Raw genomic sequence first — 19,299 nt, 5'->3', positions numbered from 1 at the left:
TTATTTACAAGCTTTTAAAATGTTTGAAGAAAACAACGAATCTCGTAATAAATTAGATGCAATTACATATAAGATTATTGGTCTTGCAATTGAAGTTCATAAACAACTGGGGCCAGGCTTATTAGAATCTGCCTATCAGGAATGTTTATTTTATGAAATTGCAAATTCAGGTTTGATTGTTGAAAAACAAAAAGTCCTACCGATAGTATATAAAGACATAAAACTTGATCATGGATACAGAATTGATTTACTGATTGAGAACACAATTGTAATCGAATTAAAAACTGTTGAAGCTTTTACGGATGTACATTTTGCACAAATATTAACCTATTTAAAACTCGGTAATTATCCATTAGGACTTCTTATCAATTTTGATTCAAAAATTTTAAAAAACAACATAAAACGATTTATAAACACTCTGTGAAACTCTGTGTCTCCTTTGTGAAACTCCGTGAAATAACCCCAATGAAAAAACTTTTTAAATTAGTTTTAAATACTATTCCAAGACCTTTATTAATTCGTTTGAGTTATGTAGTGCGCCCAATTTTAGCTTTATCGTTAAGAGGAAGCAAATTTACTGATCCTATTGACGGAAAAAGTTTCAGGTCGTTTTTACCTTACGGATATGGGAAGCAGCGTAACAATGTACTTTCGCCTAGTACACTTTCATTAGAAAGACATCGTTTACTTTGGTTATACTTAAATGATCAGACTGATTTTTTTACAGCACCGAAAAAAGTACTTCATTTTGCTCCGGAACAGGCATTTTATAAATTATTCCGCAAGCAGAAAAATCTTGATTATACAACAACTGATTTGTTTTCGCCTTTGGCAGATGTAAAAGCGGATATCTGCAATTTGCCTTTCAAAGACAACGAATATGATGTGATTTTATGTAATCACGTTTTAGAACACATTCCGGATGACACCAAAGCAATGCAGGAATTGTACCGTGTTTTAAAACCAGGCGGAATGGCCGTTTTGCAGATCCCACAGGATTTAAACAGAGAAGTTACTTTTGCGGACGATTCAATTACAGACCAAAAAGAACGCGCCAGAATATTTGGACAGTACGATCACGTTCGTATCTATGGAAGAGATTATTTTGACAAACTAAGAAGCATTGGTTTTATCGTTATCGAAGAAGATTATACCAATAAAATCGCTCCTGAATTAGTTGAAAAATATTGTCTGGCAAAAGGAGAAATCATTCCACTTTGCTTTAAACAGGAAAACTAATTTTTTTTCACCATATAAGTGATATAAGTTCATTTAAAAAAGCGTTTTCAAAATAGAAATAATTTGAAAACGCTTTTTTTTAGCACAATTCCCAAATTACAAGCCTAACCAAACCTTTAAACCTTGGAACCTACAAAATCATTTCAGTTCTGTTTTGACATCAGTTTTGAAAAAAATCTGAATGCTTATATTCCAACGTCCTATATTATCGGGAACACAAGCGATATTAAATACTTAGACAAAAAGGCAACTAAAGATATCATTGAAAGTTTTGGAATTGATTTTGAAAATTTAGATTCAAATACAAAAAAAATCCTGACAGCCTGTGAATCTTTAAAACCTGAATTCATTTTCAAAAAGTTCAGTGCCAAAATCAAATCGGCTAAAACCATTGCTGATTTGCAAAAAGATTCTAAAATTGATTTTGCCATTCGCCAGTATTTAAATTTCAATTTAAGTTCCTTTTACGATTTGATTGTGAAGGAACAATTTCCACTATCTTTGAATTTGGGGCCTGAAAAAGACTTTTATCGTTCAAGAGTTGTTATCGAACCTCTTTATTTTGAACCTCAGATTCAATTTGATAAACATTCCGAAGGCATTACTTATACCCTTTCTTTAAAAGAAAACAAAACTACATTTTTACCCATGAATAGTAGTGTTACCATTCTTTTAGATGAACCGGGCTGGTTAATTATCAATAAAAAATTAGGCCGATTAAAAGAACTCAATTCTAAAAAACTAACCCCTTTTCTGAAGAAAAAATCAATCGAAATTCCTTCAAAACTGGTTGATAATTATTTTAAAGGCTTTATTCCTGAAATAGCCAAAAAAATCGATATTGAAGCGGCGGGTTTTGAAATGGAAGTTCGTGACAAAATTATTTCAAGTACGATTCAGCCTGTTTATGATTTCTTTAAAAATTGTTATTACCTCAACCTTTATTTCGATTATAACGGCTATTTATTTGACGCTGGTAAAACTAAAAAAACACATTCTTTTGTTGATTTCGGTGTTGCTAATGAACCCAAAATAATTCAGTTTAAAAGAAGTGCCGTAGAAATTTTATACACAAAAAAATTACTTGAAATTGGTTTAGTAAAAGTCAAAAACGAATTGTTTGGACTTGAAACAGAAGCGAATGATCCATATATTAATATTCAATTGATTATTGACAACAAGGAAAAGCTTGAAAGTTTAGGCTTTACAATCCAAAACCTGAAACTTGAAAGCAAAGAAATCATTACCGAAAGCAATACGATTTCGATTGCAAAAGAAACAAAAGCCGATTGGTTTGACATTAAAATCATCGTAACTGTTGGCCATTATAAAATCAATTTCAGCGAAATTATTCCGAATATAAAAAGCAAAGAAAGACTTTTTATGTTACCTGACGGAAATTACTTTTTGATTCCGCTGGAATGGTTCAGCAAATATGGTTCTTTGGCAAAACTGGCAAAAACAGAAAACGGAGCTTTGCTTTTACGTAAAAGTAATTTTACTGCTTTGGACGGAATTTCAGAGATTGATAATGATGTAATTTCTCATGCTGAATATACTGCTTCAGATTTACTAAAAGCAACTTTAAGACCGTATCAAATTGACGGTGTAAAATGGCTTTTGGGACATTTCAATTCAAATCTTGGCGCTTGTCTCGCGGATGACATGGGACTGGGAAAGACATTACAGACTTTAGCAGTTTTGGTTTCTGTACAGGAGCAATTAGGCTTTACAACCAAAACGACCAATTTTGATTTGTTTGCAAATGAAACGACTGTTGAAAGAGAACCTCTAAAAGCTTTAATAGTGCTGCCTTCCTCTTTGGTTTTTAACTGGTTTAACGAAGCCGGAAAGTTTACACCACACTTTTCAAAAATGCAATATGTGGGTAATGATCGAAAATTACTCGCAGGCAGATTTGATTCAACTGATTTGATTTTTACCAGTTACAGTATCGTTCACCGGGATATTTCCATTTTAGAAAAGTATAATTTCCGCTATCTGATTTTAGATGAAAGTCAGTATATTAAAAACAAAAATTCTAAGATTTTTAAAGCCATCAATAAAATCAGTACAGGTCATAAAATTGCGCTGAGTGGTACGCCAATCGAAAATTCGCTTGACGATTTATGGTCGCAGATGCAGTTTATCAATCCGGATATTCTGGGCAGTTATGCTTTTTTTGTGGAAAATTTCAAAAATCCGATTGAGAAAAAACAGAATGAAGAAGTTTTAACTGAATTAAAAAACCTCATCCAGCCCTATATTTTGCGACGAACCAAAGAACAGGTTTTAAAAGATTTACCGGAATTGACAGAGCAGATTTATTATTGCGACATGGATCCGGAACAGGAGAAATTATACGAAAAAGAAAAATCTAAAGCGCGTAATTTCCTCCTTAAAACCGATGGTTCAAGTCCGGATAAAATCAGTATTATCAATACTTTGATGAAACTGCGACAATTGAGTAATCACCCGAAAATGGTGGATGCAGATTCAGAAATTGATTCCGGAAAATATATTGCTGTTACCAATTATCTTGAAAATTTGGTTAAAGCAAAACAAAAAGTAATCATTTTCAGTTCGTTTGTTACCAACCTGAACTTCTATACCAATTGGTGCAAACAAAACAAAATCGAATTTTGCGAAATTACAGGAGAAACCCCGGCAGGCAAACGAGAACAACAGGTAAAATTGTTTCAGGAAAACGAAAATCCGTTGTTGTTTTTTATTTCGTTGAAAGCAGGGGGCGTTGGTCTGAATATCACAAAAGCTTCTTATGTTTTATTTTTAGATCCGTGGTGGAATCCTTTCGCAGAAAAACAAGGAGTTGCACGAGCACACCGAATTGGGCAGTTGAATAAAGTCAATGTAATTCGTTTTATCTCGAAAAATACAGTTGAAGAAAAAATAGTGAAGCTTCAGGAAAACAAAAAACTATTATCTGATTCTCTTTTGGAAGAAAGTTATATCAATGACGAACTTGAAGGTAACTTAGCCTATATTTTGGGATCTTAATAATGAAATCCAATACAACGGCGTCTTTTTCGTTCTATAAAATTGTTATATTTACAATCTTAGAAACGTAATCTGATGCTAAAATTTTCATATACAAGCTTTATTTTTCTTTTTATTTTCAGTTTGGCGAAAGCCCAGGAAAAAGAAATTAATCCGCCATACAATATAAAAACAGTTTCATTTGTACAAAATGGCAGCAATGTAGTCCCAATATTTGAATTAGGTTCCACATTTGAACTTCAATTTGATGATTTATACGGCAACGAAGCCAATTATTATTTCGAAATTGTACATTGTGACTACAACTGGAAGCCTTCTGAAATTCCAAAAACAGATTATATTCGTGGTTTTGACAATCAAAGAATTATGGATTATTCGAATTCTTTCAATACGCTCCAGAATTACTCGCATTATAAGTTACCTTTTCCAAATCAGTTTGCTACTCAGCTAAGAATTTCGGGTAATTATATGGTCAAAATCCTAAATGAAGACAGAGAGATTATTTTCTCCAGAAAATTCATTTTATACGAAAATCACTCTACCGTAGCAGCTCAGGTTAAACGAACCCGAAATTTAAACAACATTGAATACAAACAAAATCTTGATATTGCCATTACTTCAAATGACATTGCTTTTCAGACGCCATTACAAAACATAAAAATACTTTTAATGCAGAATGGTGATTTTAATACGAGTATTAAAAATATTCCCCCTCAATATACACTTGGTAATCAATTGATTTATAAATACGACAGTGAAACACAATTTTGGGGCGGAAATGAATTTTTATACTTTGAAAATAAAGATATCAGAGCTGCAAATAACAATGTAGCGAAAGTAAATTCAAGCAGTGATATTTACAGTTCATTTTTATACACAAGCCCAGCAAGAGGTAATCAGATTTATACGGTATATCAGGATGTCAATGGAAATTTTGTAGTCAAAAATATTAACGGATCCAATCAGGAAATTGAAGCTGATTACGCCTGGGTCTATTTTAGCCTTTCAGCTCCTGCATTCAGGTTAAACAAAGACATTTATATTACCGGAATGTTCAATAATTACAGTTTGTCGCCAGAATACAAAATGGATTATAATGCAGATAAAGGTATTTATGAAAAAGCCGTAATGATTAAACAGGGTTTTACAAATTTTCAATACACAGTTGCTGACAAAAATGGTGTTATTGATTATGAAAATGCCATCGACGGAAACTTTTATCAAACTGAAAACGAATACACTATTTTAGTCTATTACCGTGAAAATACAGACCGTTACGAAAGAGTTATCGGAAAAGGAAACGCCAACTCATTGAACATTATTAACTAAACATTCTAAAAAAGGATTTAATCGAATCATTTTTTTTCGTAAGTTTGTACATATAACACACACATATATACTACGTTAGTTATGGTTTCTCAGATAACAAGAGGCATAAAAATATCTGTTTTAACTAGTTTTGAAGGTACTTACTTCAAGAACTATAAGATTCATTTTGCTTTTAGTTATGTGGTCACAATCGAAAATCACAGTAAGGATTCAGTTCAATTAACATCCCGCCACTGGGAAATTTTTGATTCCCTAAATGACTTAGAAGTAGTTGACGGAGAAGGTGTTATTGGGAAAAAACCTGTTTTAAAACCTGGCGAAAATCATACTTACAGTTCAGGTTGTTTATTATCATCACCTTATGGATCAATGAAAGGTCATTTTAATATGATTAATTTTACTACAACCAAAATATTCAAAGTAATAGTTCCTACGTTTAGGATGTGCGCTCCTTTCGCTTTGAATTAATTTAAGGCAACTTCTATTACTTTTTCTTTTGTAATAGCATAAACTTTGTCGTTTTCTGTCGGAATTAAAAAAGAATTTCCTGTAAATTCCCCAAAAGCCGGAAAAATCAATTGATTTGGTTTCAGAAAAAAACAAGGTAAATTTAAAGATTGTCGCCCTAATCCTCTTAGTTGTATCGCAGGATGAATGTGTCCGCAAAAATTTAAAAGCCCTTCTTTTTCGGTTGGATGATGTGTCAGTAAAAAATCATCAATAATTAATTCATTATAAATTTCAATATTAACTTCTTCATAATTCTTTTTTGAAATGATATCATGATTTCCTTCCACTAAAATTATTTTCTGCGAATGTTCTTTTATCCATTCTGTAAAAAGCTCCCATTCGTTATTGATTTTACTGTGAAATAAATCTCCTAAAAAAACAATAGTTCCCGAGTCAAATAGTTCTAAAACTGTTTTTAAACGATTAAAGTTTTGAAAAATAGCATCTTTCGGAATTCCGATTCCGTGTTTCCTAAAATGAGTCACTTTTCCCAAATGAACATCAGAAATCAGAAGTATCTTTTTTTCTTCCCAAAAAACAGCACCAGACTGATGCAAAATAAAATTCTGATTATTTATTATAATATTCATTGTTTTTCTCCGATAGAAATAAAAAGGAAAATAATAAAACCCCCAATTCATGAGAATTGGAGGCTATTTAATGTAAAAATACTAATTACAATTAGCAATTCTTGGATTATTAATTGATCCGCATTGAAAAGAATATTTACTTTGAGGATATAATGGTGAAGGACTATCTGTTACTATTAATGGTGATAAGGCTTGTCCATTAAACTCCGGCATTGTTATTTGTTCTTTTGAGCCATTTCCAAGTGCAATATTTTTAGCTGCAGCGTTTCCGTTAAAACTATAGTCTATCATTGCGTCAAGTAATCTGTAAATTCCATAATAGTCATAAGCATCGTATGAAGTTTGAGTATTCGGAAGATTGTGCTCAGCAGTATAGGTAAAAGTTGGCAAAACCGATTTCTTAATTAAAATGAAATCCTTTTCAGAATTTGAAATATTGATATTTTTAAACATATCAATTGCTAACCTGTGATCGTTGACAATATCATCATCATAAACCTCACTAATTAATTTAGTATTTGCAGGAAAATTTTGGAGTTCAGCTTGCGAAATTTGATAGGAATACCATTGAGCCATTGTAAAAATAAAACGACCGTTTTGTCCCCAGCCTTCATCTATAAATCCTTTATAAGCCAAAGCAAATGAAGCTCCCCCTCCAAAAGAATGGCCCATAAAGCCAACTTTTTTTGTGTCAATTATATTTGGATAATCTGTAACAGCCTTTTTAAAACTCTGCCATAATGTATTGTATCTTTCATCAACAGTAACGCCAGCGGTTGGATAAGGGGCAAAAACAACGACATATCCTTTTTTTGCTATAAATTCATATAAACCTATATTGTAGGCGCTCTCTTCTCCTCCAAACGGATGTGAGTAAAATATTGTTGGTTTTGCAGAAGTTATTCCCTTTGGGTAAAATATTTCAACATTTTTTCCATTATACAAAGGGCTTGGGAAAGTAATTCTCGCAACACTATAATTTCCATCCGAACCATATCCTGTTTTTGGCCTTGAGATTGGCCCTGCCAAATCATCATTAACATAACCAGAATCCTGGTCTGATCCTTCTGGATCATCATTTCTTGAGCAGGAACTAATTAAAAAAAGAGACATAAGAATGAATAGTAAATGTGGTTTCATATTTATATTTTAAGATTATTAAGGTAAGACTGAGAATATATGAAACAGTTTAATTGATTTTGCGTTTTTATCAACATTTCTTCAGTCAAAAACAACATATTCGATTTAAACTTTACAATTATCAAATTTTACTTGCAAAAATATCGTCATTATACTTTCAACAGGATGATATAAATAATAGCCTTTGATATTTTCTCAAAATTATTTCATGTAACTGGCTGTCATTTTTTTGATTCTTTCTTCTAATGTTTCGCTTGATAATTTTTCCCTCAAACGATCAGTAATGATTGGAAAACTGAATGGCGTAGGCTTTTTGCATTGTTTCCAGACAATGGTCTGCTGATTAACCCTTTCTAAAGCCTGAATCAAACGTCCTTCTTCCAGCTGATGTTCAAACGTTTCTGAATACGCCTGTTGAAGCAATAAATTATCCGGCTCATAATCCCTGAAAACTTCAAACAACAATTGTGACCCACTCTGCAAATGTTTTGTTTTAACTGGTCTACCGGGCATTCCTGTAAAAACCAATCCGGCTATTACGGCGATATCCCTGAATTTTCTTCGCGCCATTTCAGTTAAATTTAAGCTTTTTTGCAAATCGTGATGCACATATTCTGTTGAAAATAAATTATTATCAAAAACCGACTGCATGTCGATTTCCTGGTCGGAAAGCAATTCAAATCCGTAATCATTATAGGCAAGAGAAAAAGTGATCGGAGACAACAAACTAATTCTGTAAGATAAAATACTCGCTAAAGCTTCGTGCACAAACCGGCCTTCAAAAAGGTAGAAAACAGCATGAAAACCTTCTCTGGTTTTGAAAGTTTCAATTAAAAATTCATCATCAGAAGGCACAATACTTTCTTTTCTCTGTCTTACAAAAATAGGCTGCAAAGCTTTTAATTCCGGGGTCAAATCATCAGAATTAGCAGCGTACAATTCTTCCCGAAGCAATTCACTCATTTGCACCGATAATGCCATTCGCCCGCCCATCCAGCTTACGGTTCGGGATTCTTTTTTGGGATCTGCTTTTCGTACCAATACCTGCATATTTTTTACACGAAATAATTCCAATCTTTTTCCGGCGAAAGTAAAAACATCTCCCGGCTGGAGTTTTGAAGCAAACCATTCTTCAATATTTCCTATGTAACCACCGCTTAAAAACTTAACGTTCAGTGAGGCGTCGCCAACAATGGTTCCGATTTGCATTCTGTGGTGCATCGCAATCAGTCGGCTATTGATTTTAAAACGTCCGTCTTCTTCGATTTCTACTTTTTTGTATTCATCATAAGCCTGTAAACTCTGACTTCCATTGGTAATGAAGTTCAGAATCCAGTTCCAGTTTTCCTTTGTGATGTTTTGATAACAGAATGTTTGTCGCACCTCTTCAAAAATTTCATCCGGAAAAAATCCGTCAGAAACCGCCAACGTATTGAGATATTGAACCAAAACATCCCAACTGTTCAAATATGGAATCCGATCTTCAACAATGGTTTTAGCAACCGCTTTTTTTAGTGCCGATGCTTCAATCAATTCTATAGCGTGAGTTGCCAAAAAGTAAATCACACTTTCTTTTCCGGGTTGGTGACCGCTTCGTCCTGCTCTTTGCAGAAAACGTGCAACACCTTTTGGACCGCCTACCTGGATAATAGTTTCAACAGGGGCAAAATCTACTCCCAAATCCAGGCTTGAAGTACACACCACTACTTTTAATTCTTCGTTTCTAATCGCATTTTCAACCCACAAACGGGTTTCCCTTCTTATGCTTCCGTGATGCATCGCCATATCTCCGGCAAACTCCGGATATTTCTCCAATATTGCCTGAAACCACATTTCGCAGGCAGAACGTACATTGGTAAAAATTAAAGTAGTTTTGCTTTTCCGCACTATTTTAGCAACCTCATCAATTAGATGCAGTCCCATATGACCTCGCCACGGATAACTGTCCATTTTGTCGGGCAATATTGAAAGTACTTTTATTTTTTTATTGATGTGGGCTTTAATCAAAACCGAATTTTGATAGGCTTCAGAATTTAATCCTAATAATACTTGCTGCGCCAGTTCAAGATTTCCGATGGTGGCAGAAATTCCCCAAATTCGCATTTTGGGTGCAATGGTTTTTAATCGGGATAAAGCCAACTCCATTTGAACGCCACGTTTTGTTCCTAATAATTCATGCCATTCATCGACTACAATTGCTGAACAATTAGCAAAAGTTTTCAAAAATTCTTTTGAAGCCAAAAGCAATTGCAGACTTTCCGGTGTGGTAACCAGCAGATCCGGCATTTTTTTACTTTGCTTGGTTCTTTCACTTTGGGAAGTGTCTCCGGAACGAATTCCAACAGTCATTTGCGTATCCAGATCGTTTAGAATTCTTTCGGCTGCTTGTTTAATTTCAACGGAAAGTGCCCGTAAAGGCGTAATCCAGATGGCTTTTAATCCGGGTTTATGTTTCGTTTTATAATTCGGATTTTTCTTCATGTAATCGAGAACTATCGGAAACCATAAGGCATAGGTTTTTCCGCTTCCGGTGGGAGCATTTAGTAAACCGTTTTTGCCTTGCAGAAATGCAGTCCATGTCTGTGTTTGGAATGGAAATGCTTTCCATCCCTGAGTATGAAACCAGTTTTCTGCAATGGTATATAGTTCGTCTCTGTTCATTTTTTTATAAGGTTCAAAGTTGCAAAGGGTCAGAGGGACAAAGCTTAGCTGTTTCCTAAAGTTTTTTTCTTTGAAACTCTGTTACTTTGTCCCTTTGAACCTTTTATGAAATCATACTTTTTAAATCTTCAATTGAATTGGCATCTTCAATTTTCTTGTCCTGTCGCCATCTCAAAATTCTTGGAAACCGTGTCGCAATACCGCTTTTATGTCTTTTGGAAAGTGCAATGCCTTCAAAACCAATTTCGAAAACGAGTTGTGGCGTTACACTTCGAACTGGGCCAAATCGTTCCAACGTATTTTTTTTGATAAAGTCATCTACTTTTCTGAATTCGGCATCCGTTAAACCGGAATAGGCTTTGGCGAAGGTTACTAATTCCCGCTCTCCTTTATCATTGTTTTGCCAAAGTGCAAAAGTGTAATCGGTAAAAAGATTTGAACGTCTTCCATGTCCGCGCATCGCATAGGTTAAAACAGCATCAATTACCAAAGGTTCAATTTTCCATTTCCACCAATCGCCTTTTTTTCTTCCGACCTGATAAGGCGAGTCGTTTCTTTTTAACATCAAGCCTTCGCTTTTCATTTCGCGGGCACGCATTCTTTCATTGGTTACATCTTCCCAGGAATGGAGCAAAACTCTTTCTGATAATTGAAAATGTGGCGTTTTATCTTTTATCGAATCGTATAATTGTTCTAATAATAATCTTCTTTCGGAATACGGTAAATTTCGAATATCCTGACCTTCCCATTCTAAAATATCGTAGGCTTTTAAAATTACGGGAACTTTTTCTAATAAAGATGCAGAAATAGTTTTACGTCCAATTCTGGCTTGTAAATCGTTAAAAGTTCCGATTTCTTTTTCGGGAAAAGCTAAAATTTCAGCATCAATCACCGTTCCGTTTGGAATAATTCCGACGAAAGATTTAAACTCCGGATATTTATCGGTAACAAGCTCCTCGCCTCTTGACCAGACATAGATTTCGTTTTCACGGATGATGGTCTGTGAACGAATCCCATCCCATTTATGTTCGACAGACCAATCTTCGGGACTTCCTAAATTGTCAACTTCGCCTTCAATTGGATAAGCCAGATAAAATGGATAAGGTTTCGACAAATAATCGCTGCTTTTTTCATCCAGAATCAATTCCTGAAACGTAATCGTATTCGGATTCCAATTCCCCATTAATTTATAAGCCAAAGCATCTTCATCAACAGCTTCTGCTTTTGATAGGGCTCGGGTCATTAATTTTTGGCTTACACCAATTCGCAAACTTCCAGTGATTAATTTGGTAAAAACAAAGCGTTCATAATAATTGAGAGCCAGCCAATTTTCATGTAAATATTCTTTTTTCTCAATATCTGATTTCTTTTTTAAGGCAATAATTTCCTGAAGATATTCGGTTAAACTTTTATCAGAATGTTCTTTTGTAGTTGGAATGATCAAAGCAATAGTTTCTGCCAAATCTCCTACAATATGATAACTTTCTTCAAAGAGCCATAACGGAATATTTGCTAATTCATTTGCCCAAATACGCAACAAAGTAGTATTGACAGGTCTTGGCGGACGCCGGTGTGAAAGTATCGCAATCGTCCATACTTTATCTTCCGGCGATGCATTTTTAAAATACGTCGTCAGGGCATCAACCTTTACGTTCGTTTTATTCGAACTGTCAAGTGTTTTTATAAGTTGGGCGAAATTTTTCATTTACTTCGTACTATTTTAAACTCGTTGCGTATAATTTTTAAACACATAGAAACATAGGTTTAAAATTGAAAAAGAAGATGGTTTTAAAAAATCTAGATTTTCACACATAGCTATGCTTGTTTAAAAAAAATGAAATGCCTTTAACTCCAAAGAAAAACTATGTTTCTATGTGTTAATTTTTTTTATTATTAATTTTCAGAAATAATCGAAGTTTGCGTTTCATCTATTTCTGCTTCTTTATCATCTTTTTCCATTTCTGCCGCTTCACCTTCGTATTGTGTTTTTTCGGTTCTGGCGTCGTAACCTAATTCCCTTAAATATTTGGAGAAAATATCAGTATAACCGTGTGTGCAGATTATTCTTTCTGCTCCTGTTGATTTGATGCTTTCCAAAAGTGAATACCAATCGCAATGATCGCTTAAAACAAAACCTTTATCAATAGCACGTCGGCGTCTGGCGCCACGAAAAGCCATCCAGCCACTTGCTGAACCGGTAACGAAAGGCGTCATTTTTCTGATCCAGATACTTCCGTGAGCACTTGGCGGAGCGAGAACAATATTTCCTGCAAATTCTTCTTTTTTTGTTTCTCTTGTCACTAAGGTTGTTGGCGGAAAATCTACCATCGGACGTAAAACATTCGTCATATTCTCGATTGCGCCATGCGTGTATATTTTTCCGATATCAGTATCTAAATATTTCAAAAGTCGTTGTGCTTTGCCTAAAGAATATCCAAAAAGAATGGACGTTTTTCCCTCTGCTTTATTTTCTGCCCACCAATTATTGATTTCCGTAATGACTTCTGCCTGTGGCGTCCAATTGAAAGCTGGTAATCCAAAAGTACATTCCGTGATGAAAGTGTGGCATTTTACCACTTCGTACGGAACTGATATTCCATCGTCTTCGGTTTTGTAATCGCCAGTAAAAACCCAGACTTCGCCTTTGTGTTCAACCCGAATTTGTGAGCTTCCTATAATATGTCCGGCTGGGTGGAGCGAGAACTTTACATTATTGATGACAAAAGTTTCTCCCCACTCTTTTCCCGTCACATTTATTTCACCCAAACGGTGCCGAATTATGGGCACATTGGTATGATGTGTAATATAATTTTGATGTCCCCAACGAGAGTGATCGGCGTGACCGTGTGTAATAATAGCATTCTTTACCGGCCGCCAGGGATCAAGATATACATCAGCCTGTTGGCAGTAAATTCCTTTATCGTTAAAAGCCAGAAGTGGAATTTTCATAGTCCTATAAATTGAAGTCACTCAAATTTAAACTTTTATATAAACAGCTGTTTTACAACTTGACAGCATTAGTTTATTAAATTACAACATTTTAGTATTGTATTGTGATATAATCAAAATAACCTTTGTACTTTTGCCTAAAATTAAACAATTCGTAATTTTAAAATATCATATCCCATGTTAAAAGGATTTTTTAATGTACCTAAAGCGGTAAATGAACCGGTAAAAGGATACGCACCCAACTCTCCGGAAAGAACCGCTGTTCAGTCAGCTTATACTACAATGTGGAACTCTCAAATTGATGTTCCTTTGCATATTGGAAGCGAAGAAATCAGAACCGGAAATACCAGAAATATAACAGCTCCTCATGATCACCAGCACGTTGTTGGAAAATATCATTTAGCTGAAAAACAACATATCGAAAAAGCGATTGCCAACGCTCTTGAATCAAGAAAAGCATGGGCAAATATGGCGTGGGAACAACGTGCGGCTATTTTCTTAAAAGCTGCTGAATTAATCGCAGGACCTTACAGAGCCCGTATTAATGCTGCGACTATGATTGGTCAGTCTAAAAATATTCATCAGGCAGAAATTGATGCTTCATGTGAGTTGATCGACTTTTTACGTTACAACGTAGAATTCATGACGCAGATTTACTCAGATCAGCCAAAATCGGATTCTACAACCTGGAACCGTTTAGAGTACAGACCTCTTGAAGGTTTTGTTTACGCGATTACACCTTTCAACTTTACGGCAATTGCTGCCAATCTTCCGGCTAGTGCTGCAATGATGGGTAACGTTGTAGTTTGGAAACCAAGTGACAGCCAGGTATTTTCTACAAAAATTATTTTGGATGTTTTTAAAGAAGCAGGAGTTCCTGATGGCGTTATCAACGTTGTTTTTGGTGATGCGTTAATGATTACGGATACTGTTCTGGCAAGCCGTGATTTTGCAGGTGTTCACTTTACAGGATCAACCCATGTATTTAAAGATATCTGGGCTAAAATTGGTGCCAACATCCACAACTATAAAACCTACCCAAGAATCGTTGGTGAAACTGGTGGTAAAGATTTTATCATTGCGCATCCAAGTGCTAATGTAAAACAAGTTGTTACAGGAATTACGCGTGGCGCATTTGAATTTCAGGGACAAAAATGTTCTGCTGCTTCAAGAGTTTACATTCCGCAAAGTTTATGGCCAGCTGTAAAAGAGCAATTGATTACGGATGTAAAATCAATGAAAATAGGTTCTCCGGAAGATTTTGGAAACTTTATTACTGCGGTTATCCACGAAGGTTCTTTTGATAAATTGGCCAGTTATATCGATCAAGCTAAAAAAGATGCTGATGCTGAAATTATTGTTGGAGGAAATTACGATAAATCGGTTGGGTACTTTATTGAACCAACGGTTATTGTAACGACAAATCCAAAATACACAACCATGGAAACCGAATTATTCGGGCCGGTTGTAACGCTTTACATTTACGAAGATGCAAAATGGGAAGAGACTTTAGAATTAGTTGATACTACTTCTGAGTATGCTTTGACAGGAGCAGTTTTCAGCCAGGATCGTTATGCGATTGAAGTGGCTACTGTGAAATTGCAAAATTCAGCAGGTAACTTCTACATCAACGACAAACCAACCGGAGCCGTTGTAGGAATGCAGCCTTTCGGTGGTGCAAGAGCTTCAGGAACTAACGACAAAGCGGGTTCTGCATTGAACTTATTGCGTTGGGCTTCTCCAAGAACGATCAAAGAAACTTTTGTAACTCCTGAGGATTACAGATATCCTTTCTTGGGAGAATAGTCGTAAAGTCGAAAGTCGTAAAGGACTTTTTCAATATAAAAAAGGCCGAATCTTGAAATTTAAGATTCGGCCTTTACTTTTGACTTTATGACTTTTAAACTTTTAAGACTATTTTTTAAACCTGAAATTTCAATGGCAAATGCACTACTTTTTTAGTTTCAAAAAATTCATCTTCAAAAATTGTGGACAAATCATATAAAGTAGCTTTTGGAAAATCTTTTAATTCTTCTGTCAAATCACCTCCTTTTAAATACAGGATTCCATTTTTCAACGTGTGTTTGTGCTGTTTTTTGATTTTATCATGAATCCACGAAACAAAATCCGGCATATTGGTTACGGCACGGCTTACTATGAAATCGAAATCACCTTTTACCAATTCGGCACGTTTTTGTTCTGCTTTTACATTTTTTAATTCTAAAGCATCTACAACTCCCTGAACCACTTTTATTTTTTTGGCAATCACATCAATCAAATAAAAACGGGTTTCCGGAAAAAGAATCGCTAATGGAATTCCCGGAAATCCTCCGCCTGTTCCAACATCCAAAACTGTTGCTCCAGGTTCGAATTTCATGATTTTTGCTATTCCAAGCGAATGCAAAATATGTTTGGTATATAAGGCATCAATATCTTTTCTGGAAATGACATTGATTTTTTCATTCCAGTCGTGATATAAAAAGTCTAATTTTTGAAACTGTTCGATTTGAATGTCGGTCAAATCAGGAAAATATTTCAATATCTCATCCATTGTGCTAATTTTTTAACAAAAGTACTACTTTACGATTGAAATATTTAACTCAATTTTGCAAATTGAAAATTTATAATAATTACCTTTGACAACTATTTAAAATTAATATGAATAATACCGCACCGACATTTTCAAAGCAGGATAATCTGAAGTTTTTCAGAACGCTTAACTCACGGGTAAACAATTACTTCAAGGAGAACAATATCCAAAAAACCGGAAACTGGAAGTTGCACTTAAAGGCGATTATTCTTTTCTCCATCTTCCTTACACCTTATTTTTTAATTTTAGCACTGGATACCATGCCTTTCTGGGCACAGTTATTATTGAATATTTTGATGGGTATCGGCATGGCCGGAATTGGAATGAACGTAATGCATGATGGTAATCATGGTTCTTACTCTTCAAAATCATGGATTAATAAAATTATGGGCGGCAGTATATACGTTTTGGCGGGAAATGTTTACAACTGGCAGGTTCAGCACAATGTTTTGCACCATACTTACACCAATATTCACGGGCATGATGAAGATCTTGACGCCGGAAGAATTATTCGCTTTACACAAAATGCCGAGTGGCATCGTTTTCATAAATTCCAACATTATTATTCTTTTTTTCTATACGGATTATTGACTTTTAACTGGGCTTTAACCACAGATTTCAAACAGATGAAAAACTATCTGAAAAGAAAATTGTCGTATGGAACCCCACAAAGTCCAACCAAATTATGGACTGTTTTGGTTATTACAAAAATAATTTATGTAATGATCTGGATGGTTTTACCAATGCTTTTAGGAGTAATCTGGTGGAAAGTCGTTATCGGTTTTTTTGTAATGCATTATACTGCCGGATTAATTTTAAGTATCGTTTTTCAATTGGCACATGTTGTTGAAGAAACGACAAATCCTGTTCCGAATGAAGAAGGGGAAATCGAAAATACCTGGGCAATTCACCAATTATATACTACCGCTAATTTTGCACCAAAAAACAAAATTGTAAACTGGTTTACCGGTGGATTAAACCATCAGATTGAGCATCATATTTTTCCAAATATCAGTCACATCCATTACGGAAAAATTGCTGAAATTGTAAAACAAACAGCCAGAGAATGCAATTTGCCTTACCATGAATTCAGAACGATGAGGGGAGCCGTTTGGGCACATTACAAACACTTAAAAGATCTTGGGACAAAACCCGAATTAGCATAATCAAAAATCTATTAATAATTAACCTCTCTTAAATACACAGCAAATTAAGAGCAATTAAATTTTTTATAATGAACCATATTCTTTCAGACAGAATTAACAACTTAGCTACTTCGCAAACTTTAGCGATGGCCGCATTAGCCCGTGAGCTAAAAGCACAAGGAAAAGATATTATCAGTTTAAGTTTGGGGGAACCTGACTTTAATACACCTGATTTCATTAAGGAAGCGGTTAAAAAAGCAGTAGACGAAAACTATAGCACTTATTCTCCGGTAGAAGGATATTTAGAATTAAGAGAAGCTATTTCCAGAAAATTCACAAGAGATAACGGATTAGATTACAAACCTTCTCAAATCGTAGTTTCTACAGGAGCAAAACAATCTTTATACAACATCGCACAAGTAATGCTTAACGATGGTGACGAGGTTATTTTACCTGCACCATACTGGGTTTCGTATTTTGAAATCGTAAAACTTTCAGGGGGTGTTCCTGTAGAAGTTCCTACTTCTGTTGACACTGATTTCAAAATTACACCTGCTCAATTAGAAGCTGCCATTACACCAAAAACAAAAATGATGTGGTTCTCTTCTCCGTGTAATCCTTCAGGTTCTGTTTACAGCAGAGAAGAATTAACAGCTTTAGCTAAAGTTTTAGAAAAACACCCAAATATATATGTAGTTGCTGACGAAATTTATGAGCATATCAATTTCTCAGGAACTTTCTGCAGCATCGGTTCAATCCCGGGAATGTTAGAAAAAACAATTACTGTAAACGGAGTAGCAAAAGCATTCGCTATGACAGGATACAGAATTGGTTACATAGGAGCTCCGGAATTTATCGCAAAAGCGTGTACAAAAATCCAGGGACAGGTAACTTCAGGAGCAAATTCTGTAGCACAAAGAGCTACGATTACGGCTGTAGATGCGGATCCAAGCGTATTAAACCACATGGTTCAGGCTTTCCACACTCGCAGAGATTTAGTAGTTGCATTATTAAAAGAAATTCCAGGCGTAAAAATCAACGTTCCTGAAGGTGCATTTTACGTATTCCCAGACGTTTCTTCTTTCTTCGGAAAAACATTAAAAGGAACAGAAATCAAAGATGCAAACGATGTATCGATGTATCTTTTGGCTGAGGCTAACGTAGCAACTGTAACAGGAGATGCTTTTGGAAATCCAAACTGTATTCGTTTCTCTTACGCTACTAGCGACGATATTTTAAAAGAAGCATTACGCAGAATCAAAGAAGCTTTGGCTGCATAACAACATAATCGTTTTATTAAAACGGCTTAAGGTTTAAAGTTTCATCACTTTATACTTTGAGCTGTTTTTTTATTGGCGTGCCCCAAGGGTCGGGCTATCCGCTATATCTTTTATGGCGAACACCGCCATAAAAGGATATCGCTGCTATCCCTCACGCAAACGGTATACGAGGAATATCATTTTTAAAAGAAGAATCTGCTATACTTAATATACACATTTTTGAGTTTCAAAATTCCCATTCCATAATAGTATAAAATAACAACGTAATCCTGTAAAAAAGAACATGTTATAAATTCCATCTTTGTTATATATAAATTTTAAATCATATTTATCATGATACATACAGATGAAACTACAAAAGAAGCAGTTAAGACTTTGGAAGGATTAATTTCAATTCTGGAAGACGGAAAGCTGGGCTATACTAATGCAGCCGAACATGTAGAAAATTCGGCAATGAAAACTGATTTCCTTGAATATGCCCGCGAAAGAGCCTTATTTATTGTCGAATTACAAGACGAAATCAATAAATTAGGTAAATCAACAGATACTTCCGGCGGAGGTCCGCTTGGAGCCTTACACCGCACCTGGATTGATATCAAATCATCTTTTACAGGGGGTGACACCGAAGCAATAATCAACGCATGTGTCACTGGTGAAGAAGCAGCCATCGAAAAATACAAAATGGCACTGGAAGAAAACCATCTTGAATACAATCAGGTTAACATTGTTTCAAAACAATTAAACAGCATTCAAAATACTTTGTCATTAATTAAAACGAAAGCCAATTAATCGATCGATTCATGCTTTTTTTTTGAGAACTGTCTGGTCTTCGGATCAGGCAGTTTTTT

At 35.0% G+C, this 19,299-nt stretch carries 15 protein-coding genes; 9 read left to right on the top strand and 6 right to left on the bottom strand.

Annotated elements, in window-relative coordinates:
- Nucleotides 1–19 precede the first annotated feature (19 nt).
- The 5 genes from JE46_RS06995 to apaG all read left to right on the top strand — a co-directional run bounded on the left by JE46_RS06995 (nucleotide 20) and on the right by apaG (nucleotide 6,054).
- Nucleotides 20–424 (top strand): GxxExxY protein, encoded by a 405-nt coding sequence (locus tag JE46_RS06995; RefSeq protein ID WP_051872831.1) that lies wholly within the window; start codon nucleotides 20–22, stop codon nucleotides 422–424.
- 41 nt (nucleotides 425–465) lie between these two features.
- Entirely contained in the window at nucleotides 466–1,239 is a 774-nt protein-coding gene (locus JE46_RS06990) for a class I SAM-dependent methyltransferase (RefSeq protein WP_031454548.1), read from the top strand.
- Nucleotides 1,240–1,362: 123 nt separating this feature from the next.
- Entirely contained in the window at nucleotides 1,363–4,257 is a 2,895-nt protein-coding gene (locus JE46_RS06985) for a DEAD/DEAH box helicase (RefSeq protein ID WP_031454547.1), read from the top strand.
- A gap of 75 nt (nucleotides 4,258–4,332) precedes the next feature.
- Complete coding sequence (locus tag JE46_RS06980) at nucleotides 4,333–5,586, top strand: type IX secretion system plug protein (RefSeq protein WP_031454546.1); 1,254 nt, start codon at nucleotides 4,333–4,335, stop codon at nucleotides 5,584–5,586.
- An 81-nt stretch (nucleotides 5,587–5,667) separates the two neighbouring features.
- Nucleotides 5,668–6,054: a Co2+/Mg2+ efflux protein ApaG gene (apaG, locus tag JE46_RS06975; protein WP_031454545.1), complete on the top strand. Its 387-nt coding sequence runs from the start codon at nucleotides 5,668–5,670 to the stop codon at nucleotides 6,052–6,054.
- Here apaG and pdeM read toward each other — a convergent pair.
- The 5 genes from pdeM to JE46_RS06950 all read right to left on the bottom strand — a co-directional run bounded on the left by pdeM (nucleotide 6,051) and on the right by JE46_RS06950 (nucleotide 13,436).
- Nucleotides 6,051–6,686, bottom strand: a complete 636-nt coding sequence (gene pdeM / locus JE46_RS06970) for a ligase-associated DNA damage response endonuclease PdeM (protein ID WP_031454544.1) — start codon at nucleotides 6,684–6,686, stop codon at nucleotides 6,051–6,053. The genes apaG and pdeM overlap by 4 nt on opposite strands.
- Before the next feature lie 81 nt (nucleotides 6,687–6,767).
- The gene (locus JE46_RS06965; protein WP_031454543.1) at nucleotides 6,768–7,826 is read right to left on the bottom strand and encodes an alpha/beta hydrolase; all 1,059 of its coding nucleotides are present in this window, start codon (nucleotides 7,824–7,826) and stop codon (nucleotides 6,768–6,770) included.
- 201 nt (nucleotides 7,827–8,027) lie between these two features.
- Nucleotides 8,028–10,487: a ligase-associated DNA damage response DEXH box helicase gene (locus tag JE46_RS06960; protein WP_031454542.1), complete on the bottom strand. Its 2,460-nt coding sequence runs from the start codon at nucleotides 10,485–10,487 to the stop codon at nucleotides 8,028–8,030.
- A gap of 103 nt (nucleotides 10,488–10,590) precedes the next feature.
- The gene (locus JE46_RS06955) at nucleotides 10,591–12,192 is read right to left on the bottom strand and encodes an ATP-dependent DNA ligase (protein ID WP_031454541.1); all 1,602 of its coding nucleotides are present in this window, start codon (nucleotides 12,190–12,192) and stop codon (nucleotides 10,591–10,593) included.
- A 188-nt stretch (nucleotides 12,193–12,380) separates the two neighbouring features.
- Nucleotides 12,381–13,436: a ligase-associated DNA damage response exonuclease gene (locus JE46_RS06950; protein ID WP_031454540.1), complete on the bottom strand. Its 1,056-nt coding sequence runs from the start codon at nucleotides 13,434–13,436 to the stop codon at nucleotides 12,381–12,383.
- 177 nt (nucleotides 13,437–13,613) lie between these two features.
- Between JE46_RS06950 and pruA the strand changes: the two genes are divergently transcribed.
- Nucleotides 13,614–15,242, top strand: a complete 1,629-nt coding sequence (gene pruA, locus JE46_RS06945; RefSeq protein WP_031454539.1) for an L-glutamate gamma-semialdehyde dehydrogenase — start codon at nucleotides 13,614–13,616, stop codon at nucleotides 15,240–15,242.
- Between the two features lie 115 nt (nucleotides 15,243–15,357).
- Here the strand turns inward: pruA and rsmG are convergent, their stop codons facing one another.
- Nucleotides 15,358–15,987, bottom strand: coding sequence for a 16S rRNA (guanine(527)-N(7))-methyltransferase RsmG (gene rsmG, locus JE46_RS06940; RefSeq protein WP_031454538.1), 630 nt, complete (start codon nucleotides 15,985–15,987; stop codon nucleotides 15,358–15,360).
- Nucleotides 15,988–16,094: 107 nt separating this feature from the next.
- On the opposite strand from rsmG, the gene JE46_RS06935 reads away from it, so the two are divergent.
- The 3 genes from JE46_RS06935 (at nucleotide 16,095) to JE46_RS06925 (ending at nucleotide 19,240) form a co-directional block, all read left to right on the top strand.
- The gene (locus tag JE46_RS06935) at nucleotides 16,095–17,192 is read left to right on the top strand and encodes a fatty acid desaturase family protein (protein ID WP_031454537.1); all 1,098 of its coding nucleotides are present in this window, start codon (nucleotides 16,095–16,097) and stop codon (nucleotides 17,190–17,192) included.
- A 68-nt stretch (nucleotides 17,193–17,260) separates the two neighbouring features.
- Entirely contained in the window at nucleotides 17,261–18,451 is a 1,191-nt protein-coding gene (locus JE46_RS06930; RefSeq protein WP_031454536.1) for a pyridoxal phosphate-dependent aminotransferase, read from the top strand.
- A gap of 333 nt (nucleotides 18,452–18,784) precedes the next feature.
- Complete coding sequence (locus tag JE46_RS06925; RefSeq protein WP_031454535.1) at nucleotides 18,785–19,240, top strand: ferritin-like domain-containing protein; 456 nt, start codon at nucleotides 18,785–18,787, stop codon at nucleotides 19,238–19,240.
- The last annotated feature ends 59 nt before the right edge of the window (nucleotides 19,241–19,299 follow it).

Source organism: Flavobacterium chungangense LMG 26729 (genome assembly GCF_000735715.2).
Taxonomy (GTDB): domain Bacteria; phylum Bacteroidota; class Bacteroidia; order Flavobacteriales; family Flavobacteriaceae; genus Flavobacterium; species Flavobacterium chungangense.
This window is presented reverse-complemented; position numbering and strand designations above follow the sequence as displayed.